General features: G+C 67.9%; 16 protein-coding genes. 12 read left to right on the top strand and 4 right to left on the bottom strand.

Features of this window, described 5'->3' with window-relative positions; translation table 11 throughout:
• Positions 1-3: 3 nt before the first annotated feature.
• From lptE to G5A07_RS12785, 3 genes are all read right to left on the bottom strand, one after another.
• Positions 4-588: an LPS assembly lipoprotein LptE gene (gene lptE, locus G5A07_RS12775; RefSeq protein WP_191863395.1), complete on the bottom strand. Its 585-nt coding sequence runs from the start codon at positions 586-588 to the stop codon at positions 4-6.
• A gap of 136 nt (positions 589-724) precedes the next feature.
• On the bottom strand, positions 725-3,367 hold the full coding sequence (gene leuS / locus G5A07_RS12780; RefSeq protein ID WP_171955188.1) for a leucine--tRNA ligase: 2,643 nt from the start codon (positions 3,365-3,367) through the stop codon (positions 725-727).
• Between the two features lie 105 nt (positions 3,368-3,472).
• Complete coding sequence (locus tag G5A07_RS12785) at positions 3,473-4,084, bottom strand: DUF998 domain-containing protein (RefSeq protein WP_049482177.1); 612 nt, start codon at positions 4,082-4,084, stop codon at positions 3,473-3,475.
• 125 nt (positions 4,085-4,209) lie between these two features.
• Here G5A07_RS12785 and trxA point away from each other — a divergent pair, with 125 nt between their 5' ends.
• The 5 genes from trxA (at position 4,210) to G5A07_RS12810 (ending at position 9,787) form a co-directional block, all read left to right on the top strand.
• Positions 4,210-5,067, top strand: coding sequence for a thioredoxin (gene trxA, locus G5A07_RS12790; RefSeq protein WP_019336992.1), 858 nt, complete (start codon positions 4,210-4,212; stop codon positions 5,065-5,067).
• Between the two features lie 107 nt (positions 5,068-5,174).
• Complete coding sequence (locus tag G5A07_RS12795; RefSeq protein WP_043402713.1) at positions 5,175-6,875, top strand: FecR domain-containing protein; 1,701 nt, start codon at positions 5,175-5,177, stop codon at positions 6,873-6,875.
• On the top strand, positions 6,872-8,497 hold the full coding sequence (locus G5A07_RS12800; protein ID WP_043402716.1) for a CHASE2 domain-containing protein: 1,626 nt from the start codon (positions 6,872-6,874) through the stop codon (positions 8,495-8,497). The genes G5A07_RS12795 and G5A07_RS12800 overlap by 4 nt, the downstream gene beginning before the upstream one ends.
• Positions 8,498-8,572: 75 nt before the next feature.
• Positions 8,573-9,025, top strand: a complete 453-nt coding sequence (locus tag G5A07_RS12805) for a DUF4442 domain-containing protein (RefSeq protein ID WP_049411875.1) — start codon at positions 8,573-8,575, stop codon at positions 9,023-9,025.
• Positions 9,026-9,070: 45 nt separating this feature from the next.
• Positions 9,071-9,787 (top strand): hypothetical protein, encoded by a 717-nt coding sequence (locus G5A07_RS12810; RefSeq protein ID WP_043402719.1) that lies wholly within the window; start codon positions 9,071-9,073, stop codon positions 9,785-9,787.
• 8 nt (positions 9,788-9,795) lie between these two features.
• Here the strand turns inward: G5A07_RS12810 and G5A07_RS12815 are convergent, their stop codons facing one another.
• The gene (locus tag G5A07_RS12815; protein WP_191863396.1) at positions 9,796-11,112 is read right to left on the bottom strand and encodes a hypothetical protein; all 1,317 of its coding nucleotides are present in this window, start codon (positions 11,110-11,112) and stop codon (positions 9,796-9,798) included.
• Between the two features lie 76 nt (positions 11,113-11,188).
• Here G5A07_RS12815 and G5A07_RS12820 point away from each other — a divergent pair, with 76 nt between their 5' ends.
• The 7 genes from G5A07_RS12820 to metG all read left to right on the top strand — a co-directional run bounded on the left by G5A07_RS12820 (position 11,189) and on the right by metG (position 19,182).
• Positions 11,189-11,872: a DUF502 domain-containing protein gene (locus G5A07_RS12820; protein ID WP_054172268.1), complete on the top strand. Its 684-nt coding sequence runs from the start codon at positions 11,189-11,191 to the stop codon at positions 11,870-11,872.
• Entirely contained in the window at positions 11,869-12,654 is a 786-nt protein-coding gene (locus tag G5A07_RS12825) for a queuosine precursor transporter (protein WP_049437362.1), read from the top strand. Before G5A07_RS12820 ends, G5A07_RS12825 begins: the two co-directional genes overlap by 4 nt.
• A gap of 94 nt (positions 12,655-12,748) precedes the next feature.
• Positions 12,749-14,689 carry a DUF885 family protein gene (locus G5A07_RS12830; RefSeq protein WP_099560692.1) on the top strand — a complete coding sequence of 647 codons (1,941 nt, stop codon included), beginning with the start codon at positions 12,749-12,751 and terminating at the stop codon, positions 14,687-14,689.
• Between the two features lie 17 nt (positions 14,690-14,706).
• Entirely contained in the window at positions 14,707-15,777 is a 1,071-nt protein-coding gene (locus G5A07_RS12835; RefSeq protein ID WP_053443352.1) for a serine hydrolase domain-containing protein, read from the top strand.
• Complete coding sequence (locus G5A07_RS12840; RefSeq protein WP_191863397.1) at positions 15,774-16,178, top strand: VOC family protein; 405 nt, start codon at positions 15,774-15,776, stop codon at positions 16,176-16,178. The genes G5A07_RS12835 and G5A07_RS12840 overlap by 4 nt, the downstream gene beginning before the upstream one ends.
• A 379-nt stretch (positions 16,179-16,557) precedes the next feature.
• A complete protein-coding gene (locus G5A07_RS12845) occupies positions 16,558-17,001 on the top strand; it encodes a DUF2147 domain-containing protein (RefSeq protein WP_005410552.1) in 444 nt (147 codons plus the stop codon).
• 99 nt (positions 17,002-17,100) lie between these two features.
• Positions 17,101-19,182: a methionine--tRNA ligase gene (metG, locus tag G5A07_RS12850; RefSeq protein WP_049411854.1), complete on the top strand. Its 2,082-nt coding sequence runs from the start codon at positions 17,101-17,103 to the stop codon at positions 19,180-19,182.
• Positions 19,183-19,258: the final 76 nt, after the last annotated feature.

Raw genomic sequence — 19,258 nt, forward strand, 5'->3', positions numbered from 1 at the left:
GACTCAGCGCTTGGCTGCGGGAACCGGCCCGGCCGGCTCCACGCCTTCAACCGGCTTGTCCTTCGGCGCCGACAGGCTGCCGCCCTTCTCGATCTCGGCACGCACCACGCTGTCGATGCGGCGGATGATCGAGGCGGACATTTCCCGGCGCAGTTCATTGGCCAGGATTTCACGTTCGGTGGTGGTACCGGTGGCGTCGGTCGGCGGTGACACGTAGTCGCGCGACAGCTCGATCACCTGCTGTGGCACCAGCTCGCTGCCGTCTTCGCGACGGAAGATGAAGATCACCGCGTAGCGCAGGCTGTATTCCTGCGCACGGCCCTGCGAGTCGATGGCGATCGGCAGGTCGCCCCAGCGTTCGGACAGCACCTGCAGCTGGGTACTGGGTTCCTTGCTGTCCTCATCGGCCAGCCTGGCGCCGGACGCCAGCAGGCTGCGGTTGAGCAGCTTGACCAGTTCGCTGTACGGCGCAGTGGAAACCACCTTCACCGGTGCCGTGTCGGTCGGCAGCATCAGCTTGTTGCGCAGATGGAAACCGCAGCCGGCAAGGCCGAGGACAAGAACGAGGGCAAGCAGGATTCGGGTCATGGAGACAGTCTGGCGGAGCCGGGCGATCACGGCAACACACAGCGTGCCCGAAGCCGCGTGAATGCAGGGCCATCAAACGCTTGGCCCTGCACCGGAATGGCACCGGCCACCATACGGGTGGCCGGTGCGGGGTACATCAGGCGGCGACGATGTTCACGATCTTGCCGGGCACGATGATGATCTTGCGCACCGTCAGGCCTTCCATGAACTTGGCCGCGTTGGGCTCGGCCAGGGCCAGTGCCTCGACCTGCTCGCGCGCGGCGTCGGCCGCCACGTCGATGGTGCCCCGCAGCTTGCCGTTGACCTGCACGGCCAGGGTCAGCGCGTCGCGCACCAGCGCACCGGCATCGGCCTGCGGGAACGGCTGGTCTTCCAGCAGGGTCTCGCCGTGGCCCAGCACCTGCCACAGGGCATGGCTGGCATGCGGGGTAATCGGGTTGAGCAGCAGCACGACGGCCTGCAGCGCTTCCTGGCGCACCGCACGCCCCTGCGCACTGCCGTCCTCGAACTTGGCCAGCGCGTTCATCAGTTCCATCACCGCGGCAATGGCGGTGTTGAAGCTGTGGCGGCGGCCATAGTCGTCACCGACCTTGCCGATGGTCTCGTGGGTCTTGCGGCGCAGTGCCTTCTGGTTGGCATCCAGTGCTGCAACATCCAGTGCCGGAGCGGCACCGTCGGCAGCATGCTTCTGCACCTGGGCCCACAGGCGGCGCAGGAAGCGGGCCATGCCATCCACGCCGGCTTCGTTCCACTCCAGCGACTGTTCCGGCGGCGCGGCGAACATCGAGAACAGGCGCACGGTGTCGGCGCCGTACTTGTCGACCATCGCCTGCGGGTCCACGCCGTTGTTCTTCGACTTGGACATCTTCTCGGTGCCACCGACCACCACCGGCTGGCCGTCGGCGATCAGGGTGGCGCCGGTGATGCGGCCGCGCTCGTCACGCTGCACGTCCACGTCGGCCGGGTTGATCCAGTCCTTCGAGCCGTCCGGGTTCGGGCGGTAGTAGGTCTCGGCAATCACCATGCCCTGGCACAGCAGGTTGCGCGCCGGTTCGTTGCTGTCCACCATCCGCGCGTCGCGCAGCAGCTTGTGGTAGAAGCGGAAATACATCAGGTGCAGGATCGCGTGCTCGATGCCACCGATGTACTGGTCGACCGGCAGCCAGTAGTTGCCGCGCTTGTCGACCGCGTCACGGGCACCCGGCGAGGTGTAGCGGGCGTAGTACCAGCTCGACTCCATGAAGGTGTCGAAGGTATCGGTCTCGCGCTCGGCCGCACCGCCGCAGTCCGGGCAGGTGGTCTTGCGCCATTCCGGATCGGTCTTGATCGGCGAACCGGTACCCGAGAACGCCACGTCCTCCGGCAGCACCACCGGCAGCTGTTCTTCCGGCACCGGCACCGCACCGCACTTGGCGCAGTAGATCACCGGAATCGGGCAGCCCCAGTAGCGCTGGCGGCTCACGCCCCAGTCGCGCAGGCGGTAGTTGACGCGGCGCTGGCCCTGGGCCTTGCGCTCGAATCGTTCGGCCAGGGCTTCGAAGGCGCCCTGGAAATCCAGGCCATCGAACTCGGCCGAGTTGACCAGCTCGAAGGCACGGCTCTTGTCGCTGTACCAGTCCTGCCAGCGGCTGCCATCCCAGGTGCGCTCCTCTTCGGTGCGCGCGTCCTTCAGGGCAATGACCTGCTTGATCGGCAGGCCGTACTTGTTGGCCACTTCGTTGTCGCGCTGGTCGTGGCCCGGAACGGCCATCACCGCGCCGGTGCCGTAGCCCATCAGCACGAAGTTGGCGACCCACACCGGCACCGGTTCGCCGGTGACCGGATGCAGCGCGCGCAGGCCGGTGTCCATGCCGCGCTTTTCCTGGGTTTCCAGCTCGGCCTCGGATACACCGCCCTGCTTCAGGTCGGCCAGCATCGCCGCCAGCTCCGGGTTGTTCTTCGCCGCGTGCAGTGCCAGCGGGTGTTCGGCGGCGATCGACACGAAGGTCACGCCCATCACCGTGTCCGGGCGGGTGGTGAACACGCGCAGCGGGTCCAGCATGCCGCCGTCTACATCACGCACGTCGAACTGGATTTCCAGGCCCTCGGAACGGCCGATCCAGTTGCGCTGCATGGTCTTGACCGATTCCGGCCAGCCGTCCAGCTCGTCCAGGCCGTCCAGCAGTTCCTGGGCGTAATCGGTGATGCGCAGGAACCACTGCGGGATCTCGCGCTTCTCGACCAGGGCGCCGGAGCGCCAGCCGCGGCCATCGATGACCTGCTCGTTGGCCAGCACGGTCTGGTCGACCGGGTCCCAGTTCACCACCGCGTTGCGGCGGTAGGCCAGGCCCTTGCGCATCAGGCGGGTGAACATGCGCTGCTCGTGGACGTAGTAGTCCGGGCGGCAGGTGGCGAACTCGCGCGACCAGTCGATGGCATAGCCCAGCGACTTCAGCTGGCTGCGCATGTGGTCGATGTTCTTGTAGGTCCACGCCGCCGGCGCGGTCTTGTTCTTGATCGCGGCGTTTTCCGCCGGCAGGCCGAACGCGTCCCAGCCCATCGGCTGCAGCACGTTATGACCCGTCATGCGCTTGTAGCGGCTGATCACGTCGCCAATCGTGTAATTGCGCACGTGGCCCATGTGCAGCGCACCGGACGGGTACGGAAGCATCGACAGGCAGTAGTACTTCGGCTTGTCCGAAGTCTCGTCGACTTCGAAGGCACGGGTGGCGTCCCAGTACTGCTGGGCGTCGGATTCAACCTGCTGCGGGTCGTAGGCGTTGGTTTCAGCGCTGGTCATGGAACACGCGGATGCGGCGGCAAAGCGGTACAGCGTACCGCAGTGCGGCAAACGTCTCCAATCCCGCCGGCTCAAGGCAGGCTCCGCCAGCGCCCGCGGCCAGTCTCAGCGTGGCCGCGACAACGGCAGGGCCAGGACCAGCCAAGCCGCCCAGCAGGCGAACGCAAGCCGTTGTGCCAGCGGCGCCGGCAGCACGCCCTGCAGGGCAAACGCCGCCAGCGCGGCCAGCACGCCACAGGCGAGCGCCACGGCGCCCAGCGCGCGCCCATGCGCCTGGCGCACCTGCGACGTGCCCAGCAACAAGGTCCCGGCGACAAAACCCAGCACCCAGATCATCCAGGCGCTGGCATGCAGCTGGCTGGCCGGCCCGTGCAGGTCGTCCACATCCAGCGGCAGCAACCCCATCGCGGCGAACGCCAACCCGGCCAGCAGCAGCATCTGGCTGCCCACCCGCGGCGCCCAGCCGGCGGTTGCCGGCAGCCTGCGGCGCAGGCACTCGGCCACAACCACCGCAAGCAGCCCCGGCAGCACGAAGCCCAGCAGATTGAAGGCCAGCGCATGCGGCACCCCCTGTGCCCCCAGCAGCGCTACCGGGTGGCGGGCCTGCGCGTAGCCGTCCAGGCCGGCACCGAAACCGAGCACCGCCAGCACGAACAGCAGCGCGGCGACCAGGCCGGACAGGCCGGACAGGCGCAGCAACGGGGACAGGGACGACATGCAGGCTCCGGAAAGAACGGCGACAGGAAGCCTGCATTGTCAGGCATTTACTACAACCCGGGTTGAGACCGGCATCGATCGTCACCATAGAATCGGTCTCCAGACGCCAAACGATGCTTCCCCCCATGACCGAGACGACCTACGTATTCGACGCCACCACTGCGACCTTCGAGGCCGAAGTCCTGCAGAAGTCGCTGCAGACGCCGGTGCTGGTCGACTTCTGGGCCACCTGGTGCGGGCCGTGCAAGACCCTGGGGCCGATGCTGGAAAAGCTGGCTGCCGAGTACAACGGCGCCTTCGAACTGGCCAAGGTCGACGTTGACAAGGAACAGCAGATCGCCGCCGCCTTCCAGATCCGCTCGGTGCCGACCGTGTTCCTGGTCAAGGGCGGCCAGCTGGTGGACGGCTTCCCGGGGGCCATCCCGGAAGGCCAACTGCGTGAGTTCCTGGCCCAGCACGGCATCGTGCCGGCCGACATCGGCGACGCCGTCGCCGAAGATGAAGCCCCGCTGGACCCGCAGGCGCAGGTAGACGTACTGCGCGCGCAGATCGCCGCCGAGCCGGACAAGGACGAGCTGAAACTCGACCTGGCGCTGGCGCTGCTGCAGATCGGCGGCGTCGATGAAGCCAGCCTGCTGATTGACGGCCTGCCCGCCAACCTGTCCACCGACGACCGGGCTGTGCGTGCACGCGCCCGGCTGGCCTTCGCCTCGGCCCTGAAGGACGCCCCGGCCGCTGAAGTGCTGGACGCCCGCATCGCCACCGATGGCAAGGACCTCAAGGCACGCCACCTGCGCGGCGTACAGCTGCTGCTCGGTGGCCACGACGAAGCCGCGCTGGCCCAGTTCCTGGAAATGCTGCGGATCGACCGCACGTTCGAGGACGGACTGCCGCGCAAGGCCCTGATCGACGCCTTCAATGTGATCTCCGACGAGGACCTGGTCGGCCAGTACCGCCGCCGGATGGCCTCCCTGCTGTTCTGAACGGAAACCCACTTCGTTCAGAATCCCTGCACTGAACGCGGGCAATAATGCGCGGGATGGCGGCCGTACGGCCGCCACGATCCGTTCGGGGGGATGAGGTCGGGGCCATGGGGTCTTGCAGCTGCGCCCCCGCATTGCCGGGATTGCAAACTGTGACCTTCGTCCGCTCGCTGTCGTTCGCCATGCGCTTCCAGGGCGCGCTGCTCTGCGCTCTTCTCTTCCTGCCGGCCATCGCCGCCGCCCAGGACTGGAACTACCGGGTCCGTCCCGGCGATACCCTGTGGGATCTGGGAGGCCTGTACCTCAAGCCCTCGGTGCGCTGGCAGCAGCTGCAACAGCACAACCGCATCGACAACCCCTACCAGCTGCCGCCGGGCCAGCTGCTGCGCTTCCCGATCAGCTGGCTGCGCATCGAACCGGCACCTGCCCGCGTGCTGTCGGTGCGCGGCAAGGTCGAATTGTCCGGCGCCGATGGCAGCGCCACGCGCGCGATACTCGCCGGGGAACAACTTCGCATTGGTGACACCGTGCAGACCGAAGGCGACTCCAGCGTCACGCTTGAATTCGCCGACGCCTCGCGCCTGCAGCTGCGCGAGTATTCCCGGCTGCGCCTGGACCAGCTCAGCCGCTACGGCCACACCGGCATGGTCGATACCCGCCTGCGCCTGCAGCAGGGCCGCGCGAGCAACCGGGTGACACCTGCCCGTGGCCCGGCCTCGCGCTACATCATCGATGCACCTACGGCGACCAGCAGCGTGCGCGGTACCGTATTCCGGGTCAGCGCCGGTGACACCGGCCACGTCGCTGCCACCGAGGTACTGCAGGGCAAGGTGCAGGTCGGCAACACCCACGGCAAACGCCTGGTCCAGCCTGGACAGGCCAGCCGCAGCATCAGCGCCGATGCCGCACCGGACGCTGTCTCCGCCCTTCTTCCCGCGCCGCAGCTGCGCAGCGACGATGTGCGCCTGGCGCCCCTGCCGACCCTGCTCGCCTGGGACCCCGTCGACGGCGCCGCGCGCTACCGTGTGGAAGTGGTGCAGGCAGCGACGCCGGAAATCCTGCTGTTTGCCGCCACCACTGCCGACACCCGGCTGGCGATCGGTGACCTGCCCCCCGGCCAGTTGCGCATCCTGTTGCGCGCCGTGGATGCGCAGGGCGTGGAAGGCCTCGACGCCAGCGCCGATTTCGAACTCAGCGACCAGCCCCCGCCGCCGCTCACCGTGACCCCCCTGCATGGGCAGACCGTCAACAGCGACCGCCCGCGCTTCCGTTGGAGCCAGGCGCCGGGCGCGCGCAGCAGCGTGCTGCAGATCGCCGCCGAGCCGAGCTTCGTGCAGCCGCTGCAGGAACAGAGCACCCAAGGCACCGACCTGCGCCTGGCGCAGCCGCTGCCGCCCGGCGAGTACTTCTGGCGGGTGGCGTCGCGCGATGGCAACGGCCACCAGGGCCGTTACGGCCAGGCCCTGCCCCTGCAACTGAGCAATGAACCGGTCGACCCTGCCCTGCAGCCGCCTGAAGCCGCGCATGGCGAGCTGACCCTGCGCTGGCAGGCCGGCAGCGAAGGCCAGCAGTACCGGGTGCAGGTGGACCGTCGTGGCGACTTCAGGACGCCCCTGGTCGACCAGACCGTGAGCGAGCCGCAGGTCAGCTTCAAGCGGCCGTGGAGCGGCACCCTGCATGTGCGTGTGCAGTACATCGACGACGACGGTCATGCGGGCGAGTACTCACCGGCCCAGCAGATCAAGCTGCCCTGCCGCCTGTGCTACGGCGCCGGTGGTGGCGCCCTGCTGCTGTTGCTGTTGTTATGAGGCGCTCGCCGCTGCCGTGGTCGAAGCGGATCCTGCTGGCACTGCTGGCCGGCGTACTGACGGTGATCGCCAGCCAGGGCCAGTGGCTGTGGCGGCAGGACGAAGCCGCCTATGACGCCATGGTCGGCAACTGGGACTACCGCCCCGACCCCAGCGTGCTGATCGTGGCCATCGACGAGGGCAGCCTGCAGCGCATCGGCCAATGGCCCTGGCCCCGCTCGATCCATGCCCGCCTGCTGGACCGGCTGACCGACGCCGGTGCCGAGCGCGTCGCACTGGACCTGATGCTGTCCGAACCTGATCGACGCGACAGCCGCCAGGACGATGAACTGGCCGCAGCGATCCGCCGCAATGGCCGGGTGGTGCTGCCGGTACTCGCGGCGCCGGCCGCCGGCGACCGCATGGCCGAGGAAATGCTGCCGATTCCGCAGATCGCGGCCAGTGCCGCGGCGATCGGCCATACCGACGTGGAAGTGGATGGCGATGGCGTCGCGCGCGGTGTGTATCTGCATGCGGGCATCGGCCAGGCTCACTGGCCGGCACTGGGCCTGGCGCTGGCCGCCCTGCCGCCGGGCGCGGTGCACGGCCTGCCCGACCCTGATCCGGAGATCGGTTCGCCCTACCAATGGCGGCGCAACGACTACGTGCGCGTGCGCTATGCCGGGCCGCCCGAGCGCCTGCCACAGGTGTCCTATGCCGACGTGCTGGATGGTCACGTGGACATGGCGATGCTGCATGGTCGCCGCATCGTGGTAGGCATGACCGCCAGCGGCATCGCACCGCGGCTGCTGACCCCGACCACCCGCGAGTTCTGGATGAGCGGCAGTGAGTACCAGGCCAACATCGCGTCGATGCTGCTGCAGCACAAGCAGATCGATCTGCTGCCCCGCCTCTGGCAGCACGCCATCAGCGGCGTGCTGGTGGCGCTGTGCGTGATCCTGCTCGGCCTGCGCCTGCCATGGCTTGCTGCGCTGTGCTCGCTGCCGCTTCCACCGCTGCTGAGCTGGTTGCTGTTGCGCGCCGGTGACCTGTGGTGGGCACCGGCCAGCGCAATGCTGGGCATCCTGCTGGTGCTGCTGGCCTGGGCGATCTGGCGAGTCTCGGCCTGGCACCGCCTGGCCAATCGCGATGCGCTGACCGGTCTCGGCAATCGCCTGCGTTTCGAGCAGTCGCTGCAACAGGAATGCGATGCCGCGCGACGCAGTGGCAAATCCCTGAGCCTCGCGCTGATCGACGTTGACCATTTCAAGCGCCACAACGACCGCCACGGGCATCAGGTCGGTGACCGCGTGCTGCGCGATGTCGCGCGCCTGATCGGTGCACATGCGCGACGTCCACGCGACATGGCCGCGCGCTACGGTGGCGATGAGTTCGCACTGGTGCTGCCGGATACCCCGGCCGAAGGCGCACGCCAGGTCATCGAGGACCTGATCGCCTGCGTGCGTGCACTGCCGGCGCCTGGTGACGGCGGCGAAGCAGGCGTCACCCTCACCATCGGCGTGTTCACCCGCGTACCCGACGGCACGCTGCAACCGCACCATTTCGTCGAAGGCGCCGACACCGCGTTGTACCAGGCCAAGGCCAACGGCCGCGACGGGTATGTGATCGACGGCGAGGCATGACCCTCGCCGCCCGGGGTGCAACATACGCATGCGAATGGTTAGACTGGGCGCCTCGCCCTGCGCTCCCGGATCCGCATGAACGCCCGCCTGTTCCGCTTCGGCATCAATCTCTGGCCGCCGTTCCTGTTCACCGGCATCCACGTCACCCGCATCACGCCGGACTACCGGCAGATCGATGTCGAACTGCGCCTGCGACCATGGAACCGCAACTACGTCGGTACCCACTTCGGTGGCAGCCTGTTCGCGATGACCGATCCGTTCTGGATGCTCGGCCTGCTGCACATCCTCGGCCGCGACTACTACGTGTGGGACCGCGCCGGCGCCATCGACTTCCTCAAGCCGGGCCGTGGCATCGTGCGGACGTCGTTCCGCATCGACGACGCGCTGCTGGACCAACTGCGCGCCGAAGCGGCCAGTGGCGAGAAGGTGCTGCGCTGGTTCAGCAACGACGTGATCGATGAGAGTGGCGAGGTGGTCGCCCAGGTGCGCAAACAGGTCTACCTGCGGTTGAAGCCACACGCACGCTGATCATCGCTTGGGCGCTATCCTCTGGCCTCTGCCATGGAGGCCCCGATGCGCCCGTACACCCTTGCTGCACTGCTGAGCACCCTGCCGTGCGCGGCCCATGCGCTGGACCTGCCGCCGGTGCAGTACCCGACGCTGCCGGCACAGGCTGCCACTGCCGCCGGCTTCGTGCCCAACGGCTGGACGCTTGAATCCAGCATCGAAGGCGATCTCGACCAGGATGGCCGCGCTGATCTGGTCCTGGTACTGCGCCAGCAGGACCCGCGCAACGTCATCGAACACGATGGCTTCGGCCCGTCCCCGCATGACAGCAACCCGCGCATTCTCGCCGTGGCGTGGTCACGGCCAACCGGCTATGTGCTGGCGGTGCAGGACCATCAGCTGATTCCGCGCCCGGAGAACCCGGTGATGAGCGATCCGCTTGAAGAAGGGGGTGTCAGCATCCAGCGTGGCACGTTGAAGGTCGCGCTGTTTTCATTCGCCAGCGCCGGAAGCTGGTCGATGGGTACCACCGCCTTCACTTTCCGCTGGCAGGACGGCGCGTTCGCGCTGATCGGCTACGACCAGGATTCGGTGATGCGCAATTCCGGAAAGACCGAATCGCTGAGCGTGAACTTCTCCACGCGCAAGGTAAGGCGCGTCGAAGGCAGCATCGAGAACGACAAGGACAGCGTGCGCTGGCAGCCACTGCGCGGCACCCGTCGCTGGACGCTGCAGACGGTCGGCGATGGCTGGGCATTCGATCCGCAGGCCGGCACCGACTGAGCCACGGCTCAGTCGCGGGCAGCGGCGGTTGCGCCGGCGCCGGCCACCAACGGTACGGACAACCACGGGCTCTCAGCGTTGCCACGCGGCGGCGAACGACGCGGCACCTGCAGATGGTGGCCATCGGCGGACAGCTGCGGCGACCGCACCGGCGAGCGGAACTGCGCCGGCAGCCGCTGCAGGGCGTGCACCGGATCATCCGTCTGCTGCCGCAGCCAACGCTGCGCCCCCAGCAGCCGCAGCATCGCCGCAGCATCCTGTGGCCGTGACGAATAGGCAGGATAGATCGGCGCGGCGATATCGGTCAGCACGCAGCCCATGACGTTCGACAGGCAACCGAAGTCATGCTGCGGTGGCGCCGGCACTGGCAACGGGCGATCCACTTCCAGTGCCGCTGTGGCTGCCGCGCCACAGGCCCAGCCGAGATTGCCGGCCGCGCGGGCCAGGGTGCTGCTGCGATCCAGCACCAGCACGCCGCCGAACTCCCGCGCCGATGTCTCGATCGCCGCCCGGCTCATCGCGTACTCGCCCTGCATTGCCCGGCACAGGCTTTGCTCTTCGGCCCGCAGCGGCTGCAGCGCCTGTTCGCATTCCCTTGGCAACGGATGGTCGGCAGGCAGTTCAACCAGCATGTCGGCCAGCAGCTGGGCATTGGCCTGCACCAGGCTGGCACCGATGATGCTCTCGACCAGATAACTGCTGCCGGGCACCAGCCGCCGGCCCAGCTGCAGGCCACGGCAGGCGCCACGCAGGGCACCGTCGATATCGCCCTGCACGTACGCCAGCGCGCGTGCACTGGTGGCGTCCATCACCACGCCATAGGCCGGCAACGGGACCAGAATGCCCTCGCCCTTCGGCGGAAACGGCGACATGAAGTAGTCCGCTTCGGCCAGCTGATCCAGCCGCGCATGCAACTGCTGGTGGCCGGCGTGGGCCTCCACGAAGCGTTGCGGGTCCGCGCGGACCTGGGCGAGGCAGCCGCTGGCGGCCGGCCCGCAACTGGCACCGGGCCGCGAGTGCAGCTCGGCATGGTTGGCCACCAGGTGTGTCCGGCCGCCGCCTCCACCGTGTGGGTCGGCCTCCCAGCGCCGTACATCCTCGGCCAGCGCCTGCTCGCGCTGCTGGGCATCCAGGTCGTCGAATGGCAGCGTCCACAACAAGGCATAACCGTTGTGCCCGGTCGCCGGCAGGCGTGCTTCCAGTCGCTGCTGCGCCTGCAGCCGCGATTCGGGTACCGGCCACATGCGCGAGGCGCACCACACCACGATGGCCAGCACCAGCAGGCCTGCCAGGGTCCAGCCCAGTCCGCGCAGAATCTTCAACACAGCTTCCCTTCCATGTGCCGTTGCCGCAGTCGATTTCCCAGCGTAATCGACCTGCAGTGACCGCTACAATGCGCGCATGTCGCTCGAAGCCCCCGCCCTGGTCCCCCGCCCCTCCCTGCAGCGCCTGTTCCTGACCGGCCTGCTCACCCTGCTGCCGATCTGGCTGACCTGGGTCGTGGTCAAGTTCGTGTTCGTGCTGCTGTCGGGCATTTCCAGCCCGCTGGTGGTGCCGCTGTCCGAACAGATCGCAACCAGCTTCCCGCACTATCTGGGCTGGGTCCGCGCCGAGTGGATCCAGGACACCATCGCCCTGCTGGCCACCCTGCTGGTGATCCTGGCGGTGGGCGTGGCCAGTCGCCGCGTGCTTGGCCAGCGCCTGCTGCGCTGGGTCGGCGCGGTCATCAAGCGCATCCCCCTGGCCAGCATCATCTACGACAGTGCCAAGAAGCTGCTGGACATGCTGCAGACCGAGCCGGGCAGCACCCAGCGCGTGGTGCTGATCGACTTCCCGCATCGCGACATGAAATCTGTCGGGCTGGTCACCCGCGTGATCAAGGAACACGGCACCGACCGTGAGCTGGCCGCGGTGTACGTGCCGACCACGCCGAACCCGACCTCGGGCTACCTGGAAATCGTGCCGGTGGAACTGCTGACCCCGACCGACTGGACCGTCGACCAGGCCATGAGCTTCATCATTTCCGGCGGTGCCGTGGCGCCGTCCAGCGTGCCATTCACCCGCGCCGGCGAACGCACCGAATGACCCCGGCGCCGATCGAGCGCCCGCTGCAGGACCGCGCGGTCCTGCTGTTCATCGTGCTGGCCGCGTTCTTCTGCGGCAATGCGGTGCTGGCCGAGCTGATCGGGGTGAAGATCTTCGCGCTGGAAGACACCCTCGGCATCGCTCCACTGAACTGGAACCTGTTCGGCCAGACCGGCTCGCTCAGCTTCACCGCCGGCACCCTGCTGTGGCCGGTGGTGTTCATCATGACCGACACCATCAACGAGTTTTTCGGCAAGCGCGGCGTGCGCTTCATCTCGTGGCTGGCGGTGGTGCTGATCGGCTACGGCTTCCTGTTCGCCTTCGCCGCCATTTCACTGGCGCCGGCCAGCTGGTGGGTCACGTCGATGGATGGCCACGGCGTGCCCGATTACCAGGCCGCGTTCGCAGCCGTGTTCGGCCAGGGTATGTGGACCATCGCCGGTTCGCTGGTGGCCTTCCTGCTCGGCCAGCTGATCGACGTGGCCGTGTTCCATCGCATCCGCCAGGCGACCGGTGAGCGCCATGTGTGGCTGCGTGCGACCGGATCGACCGCGATCTCGCAGGTGGTGGACAGCTTCGTGGTGATCTGGATCGCCTTCGTGCTGGGCCCGCAACACTGGCCGACCTCGCTGTTCCTGGCGGTCAGCAGCGTCAACTACATCTACAAGATGGGCTTTGCGATCGCACTGATTCCGTTGCTGTACCTGATGCGGCGTGCCATCACCCGCTATCTGGGGGCCGAGCGGGCCGCATCGTTGCGGGCTGCCGCTGCGGCTGACTGAAGCCCCAGCAGCGGAAAGCTGACTGCGCCCTCACGCTGGCCGTACGCGGCCGGATCGTGCAAGCTCCACGGTCTGTGTTCCACGGAAGCTCCTGATGCCGCATCCCACCCGCGCCCTGGCCGTCGCCATCGCCGCGTTGTTCCTGTTCAGCGCCGTGCCGTCGGCCGAAGCAGCGAAGAAGAAGGCCAGCCGCCCTGCCGCCGCGCAGACCCGCCAGGCCGCCAAGCCCAAGGCCCGGCCCGCCCGCGCCACCGCGCCGGCCCGTGGCAGTTCGGCGCGCCGCACCGCGCCGCGTCCGGTCGCAGCGGCCCGGGCCGTGCCCAAGCAGGTGCAGCTGGAGCGCCTGTACGACGAATACTGGGATGCCTCGATGCGGTTGAATCCGCTGCAGGCAACCTTCCAGGGCGAGGCCCGCTACAACGACCAGCTGCCCAACATCCTGTCCGCCGCATGGCGCCAGCAATCGCACGACTTCACCACCGAGTGGCTGGGCAAGGTCGAGAAACTCGGCAGCGACGGCCTGCAGGGCCAGGACCTGCTCAGCTACGAGATCTTCGTGCGCGACGCGCGCGCATCGCTGGCCGCCGAGCGTTACCCGAGCTGGATGATGCCGATCAGCCAGTACTACAACATCGGCAGCATCATGGCGATCCTCGGTGCCGGCGCCGGCGCGCAGCCGTTCAACACCGTGCAGGACTACGACACCTGGTCGCGCCGCTCGCTGGGCATTCCCGAACTGTTCGACCAGGCCATCGACAACATGCGCCAGGGCATGAAGGCCGGCGTGGTGCAGCCGCGCGACCTGATGGAGAAGGTGCTGCCGCAGCTGGATGCGGTGATCAAGCCGACCGCTGAAGAGAGCATCTTCTGGTCGCCGATCCGCACTATGCCCAATACCATCGCGGCCGAGGACAAGGCGCGCATCAGCGCCGAGTACAAGCGCATGATCGAGCTGCGCATCATGCCAGCCTATCGAGCCCTGCGCGGTTTCATCGCCACCGAATACCTGCCGGCCACGCGCACCAGCAGCGGCCTGGGCGCACTGCCCGATGGGCAGGCCTGGTACGCCAACCTGATCGTGCAGACCACTGCCAGCGACCAGACTGCGGCGCAGCTGCACGCACTGGGCGAACAGCGCGTGCAGGAGCTGCAGGCGCAGATCGCCACCGTGATGAAGGATGCCAGGCTGCGTGGCACGCCGTCCAAACTGTTGCGCAGCATGCGCAACGATCGCCAGTTCCAGTACGGTGACGCCAACGCATTGATCAACCGCTACCGCCAGGTGCAGCAGCAGGTCAACGCACGCCTGCCGCAGGTGCTCGATACCCTGCCCAAGTCCACGCTGGACGTGCGCGCAGTGGAACCGGAGCGTGCGCTGACCGCTGCAGCAGCGGCCTACCAGCCGTCTGCGGCCGGGCAACCGGGCGTGCTGTACGTGAACACCCGCGACCTGCCCAGCCGCAAGCGCTGGAACGTGCCGGTGCAGTACCTGCATGAAGCAATCCCCGGCCACCATGTGCAGCTGGGACTGCAGCAGGAGCTGGCCAAGCTGCCGCGTTTCCGCCGCCTCGGTGGCGACCTCGCCTTCGTCGAAGGTTGGGGCCTGTATGCCGAAACGCTGGGTGAGAACCTCGGCATCTACACCGATCCCTACGACCGCATCGGCTACCTGTATTCGCGCCTGCTGCGTGCTGCCCGCGTGGTAGCCGACACCGGCGTGAACGCCCAGGGCTGGAGCAAGCAGCAGGCCGTGGCCTACCTGCAGAAGACCGTGGACATGAGCAGTGACGACGCCAACGCCGAAGTCGAGCGGATCATGGCCCAGCCCGGCCAGGCGCTGTCCAACGTGGCCGGCCTGACCACCATCGTCGCCCTGCGCGACAAGGCCAAGAGCCGCCAGGGCGCCGCCTTCGACCTGCGCCGCTTCCACGCCGAACTGCTGAAGGACGGATCGATGCCGCTGGACGTGCTGGACCGCAAGATGGAACGCTGGATGGCGCAGCCCGCCAGCGCCACACCTGCCCCTTCACCCTGACCCCCTCCGGAGCCGCCATGCGCCCTGCCGTCGCCCTGTTCGCCGTCGTGCTGGGCCTGCTGCCAGTGGCGGGCTGCGCCGCACCGGTGCTGACTCCACCGGATGCGGGCATCGACGGCCTGATGCAGGCCTACGACGGTCAGGTACCCGGCGCTGCGGTACTGGTACTGCACGACGGGCAACCGGTGTTCCGCCGCGGCTACGGCCTGGCGGTAGTGGAAGACGGTACTGCGGTCACCGCGGCAAGCAACTTCCGGCTGGCCTCGGTCAGCAAGCAGTTCACCGCCGCGGCGGTGCTACTGCTGGTGGAAGACGGCCGGCTCGGGCTGGAGCAGACTGCCCGGCAGTGGCTGCCCGAGCTGCCGCCGGCAGCGGCGGCCATCACGATCCGCCAGCTGCTCTCGCATACCAGCGGCCTGATCGACTACGAAGACCTGATGGATCCGGCTGACCCTCGGCAGGTGCATGACGCCGACGTGCTGACCCTGCTGTCGCACGAGGACCGGCTGAATTTCGCACCCGGCACGCAGTACCGCTACAGCAACAGCGGCTACGCGCTGTTGGCACTGATCGTCGGCCGCGCGTCCGGGAAAGATTACGCGACCTTCCTGCAGGAGCGCATCTTCCGCCCGCTGGGCATGGCGCATACCGTGGCCCACCAGGACGGCGTGGACACGGTCGCCGCACGCGCCTATGGCTACAGCCGGATCGACGGCCGCTGGCAGCGCACCGACCAGAGCACCACCAGCGCCGTACTGGGAGACGGCGGGATCTATTCCTCGCTGGACGACCTCGCCCGCTGGGATGCGTCGCTGTACGACGACCGCCTGCTGTCGAAGGCCTCGCGCCAGGCGATGTTCAGCCCGGCCACATCGACGCCCGAAGCCGACGTGCCGCACTACGGCTTCGGTTGGCGCTTGAATGGCCCGGTGCAATGGCACAGCGGCGAGAGCATCGGCTTCCGCAACGTGATCGTGCGCCACCCGGAAAAGCACCTGACCGTGATCGTGTTGACCAACCGCAACGATCCCGAACCCTATCCGCTGGCGCAGAAGATCGCCCAGCGCTGGCTGGACACCCTGCAATGACCCCCGGTTCCGACGCCCTGCTGGGCATCCACCACGCTGCGCTGATCTGCAACGACTACGCACGCTCGAAGGACTTCTACGTGCGTATCCTCGGCCTGCGCGTGCTGGCCGAGAACCACCGTGCGGCGCGCGACTCCTGGAAGCTCGATCTGGCCCTGCCCGACGGCGGCCAGCTGGAGCTGTTCTCCTTCCCCTCGCCACCGCCCCGTCCCAGCCGCCCCGAAGCCCAGGGCCTGCGCCACCTCGCGTTCCGCGTGGCTGCACTGGAACCCTTCATCCAGCGCCTGGCCGCGCATGGCGTGACCTGCGAACCGATCCGCGTGGACGAGTACACCGGCCGCCGTTTCACCTTCTTCGCCGATCCGGATGGCCTGCCGCTGGAGCTGTACGAAGTCGGTTGAGCGTTTTTCAATCGTGATTCATCCATGCACGGCATGGATCTACGTGTCGACCAAGGTCGACACCCACCGAGAGCAGGCCGTGCCATTCCGACAGATCGCAGGAATCTGTCAGAGGTGGGGCGGTGTGGATGGGCAGGACCGTTGGCGCCATGGATGGCGCCATCGAGCCCCCATGGATGGGTTTACGGCGTGTCCTGCCCACCCACACCGCCCCGCCATCCCACGGATAGCTCGCTGTTGCGGTTGCTTCGGCTGTTGCCATTGCCTCTGCAGGTGCAGGGCGCAGCCCTGCAAGCCCCCCCCTTCCCCATACCCCGCCGAATGGGTATACAGTCGACCCGTACCGGCACCGTGCCGGAATGAACCCTGGGAGGGGACCATGCGCAAGACCTTCAAGACCCTGCTGCTGGCACTGCCGCTGTGCCTGGCCGCGCTCTCGGCGCAGGCCGCCGATGGCGCCGCCGGCCGCTGGAAGACCATCGACGACAAGACCGGCAAGGTGAAGTCGATCGTCGAGATCACCCAGGCCGCCAACGGCACCCTGACCGGCAAGGTGGTCGACATCCTGCACTCGGACAAGGGCCCGAACCCGGTCTGTGACGGCTGTGAAGGCGCCAACAGGAACAAGCCGGTGAAGGGCATGACCATCCTCTGGAACCTGAAGGCCGACGGCGCCAACAAGTGGTCCGGCGGCACCATCCTCGATCCGGCCAATGGCAAGACCTACAAGTCGAAGATGGAACTGCAGCCCGGCGGAACCAGGCTTGACGTGTCCGGCTGCATCGCCTTCATCTGCCGCGCGCAGACCTGGCAGCGCGAATAAGCGCCCCCCCTGCTTCACCCCCGTGACCCGGCCCCGGCCGGGTCACCTCGTTGCGGGCATGCGATACTCTGCGGTTCCCCTCGGCTTCACCCCGCGACCATGACCCGTACCGCGCTCGTCACCACCGCCCTGCCCTACGCCAACGGCCCGCTGCACCTGGGCCACCTGGTCGGCTACATCCAGGCCGACATCTGGGTGCGTGCGCGGCGAATGAGCGGCGGCAAGGCCTGGTTCGTCTGCGCCGACGACACCCACGGCACGCCGATCATGCTGGCCGCGGAAAAGGCCGGGGTCACCCCGGAAACTTTCATCGCCAACATCCAGGCCAGCCACGAACGTGACTTCGCCGCCTTCGGCGTGGCCTTCGACCACTACGACTCGACCAATTCGGCGGCCAACAAGGCGCTGACCGAGCAGTTCTACCTGAAGCTGGAAGCGGCCGGTCACATCAGCCGCCGTTCGGTGGCGCAGTTCTACGACCCGGCCAAGGGCATGTTCCTGCCCGACCGCTACGTCAAGGGCATCTGCCCCAACTGCGGCAGCCCCGACCAGTACGGCGACAACTGCGAAGTCTGTGGCGCGACCTATGCGCCGACCGACCTGAAGGAACCGCGTTCGGTGATCTCCGGTGCCACGCCGGAAATGCGCGATTCGGAGCACTTCTTCTTCGAGGTGGGCCACTTCGACGCGTTCCTGCGCGAATGGCTGACCGGCGACGTCGCCCTGCCGGGCGTGAAGGCCAAGCTCGGTGAGTGGCTCAATGCCGAAGGTGGCCTGCGCGCGTGGGACATCTCGCGCGATGCACCGTACTTCGGTTTCCAGATTCCCGGCCAGCCGGGCAAGTACTTCTACGTCTGGCTGGACGCGCCGATCGGCTACCTGTCCAGCTTCCAGACTCTGTGCGGCAGGATCGGCGAGGACTTCGAAGCGCATCTGCGCGCCGGTACCGCCACCGAGCTGCACCACTTCATCGGCAAGGACATCGTCAACTTCCACGGCCTGTTCTGGCCGGCGGTGCTGCACGGTACCGGCCACCGCGCGCCGACCCGCCTGCACGTCAACGGCTACCTGACCGTGGACGGCGCCAAGATGAGCAAGTCGCGCGGCACCTTCGTGATGGCGCGCACCTTCCTCGACGCGGGGCTGGAACCGGAAGCACTGCGTTACTACTACGCAGCCAAGTCCGGCGGTGGCGTCGATGATCTCGACCTGAACCTGGGTGACTTCATCGCCCGCGTCAACGCCGACCTGGTCGGCAAGTTCGTCAACCTGGCCAGCCGCTGCGCCGGCTTCATCAGCAAGCGCTTCGACGGCCAGCTGGCCGCGCAGCTGCCCGATGCCGCGCAGTACCAGCGCTTCGTCGATGGCCTGGCGCCGATCCGTGAAGCCTACGAGCGCAACGACCCGGCCGCGGCGATCCGACTGACCATGACCCTGGCCGACGAAGCCAACCGCTACATCGACGACGTCAAGCCGTGGGTCATCGCCAAGCAGGAAGGCGCCGACGCGCAGCTGCAGGCGGTGTGCAGCCAGGGCCTGAACCTGTTCCGCGTGCTGGTCACCGCCCTGAAGCCGGTGTTGCCGGCCACCGCCGCGCAGGCCGAGGCCTTCCTGGCCGCGCCGGTCAACGACTGGACCGAACTGGCGCAGCCGCTGCTGGGCCACCGCATCACCGACTACACCCCGCTGTTCACCCGTATCGACCCGAAGAAGATTGACGCCATGATCGACGCCTCCAAGGACACCCTGCAGCCGGCCGCTGCCGCCGCCCCCGCCGCCAAGACCGAAGCGGTCAAGCCGGCCGCCTCGGCCCCGGCCAAGGACGACGCAAAGAGCGCCGACGCCCCGGCCTACATCGGCATCGACGATTTCGCCAAGCTCGACCTGCGCATCGGCAAGGTGCTGGTCTGCGAGTTCGTGGAAGGTTCGGACAAGCTGCTGCGCTTCGAACTGGACGCCGGCGAGCTGGGCAAGCGCCAGATCTTCTCCGGCATCCGCGGCAGCTACGGCGAGCCGGAAACGCTGGTTGGCCGCAGCGTGGTGTTCATCGCCAACCTGGCCCCGCGCAAGATGCGCTTCGGCCTGAGCGAGGGCATGATCCTGTCGGCCGGTTTCGACGGCGGCGCACTGGCGCTGCTGGACGCCGACAGCGGAGCGCAGCCGGGCATGCCGGTCCGCTGATGCCCGCAGCGGGCGTGGTTGCGGCCACGCCCGCCGGCAGCACCGGCCACGGGGCAACGCGATGGGAGGCAACGGA

The organism is Stenotrophomonas sp. AS012628 (assembly GCF_010608305.1).
Classification (GTDB): domain Bacteria; phylum Pseudomonadota; class Gammaproteobacteria; order Xanthomonadales; family Xanthomonadaceae; genus Stenotrophomonas; species Stenotrophomonas geniculata.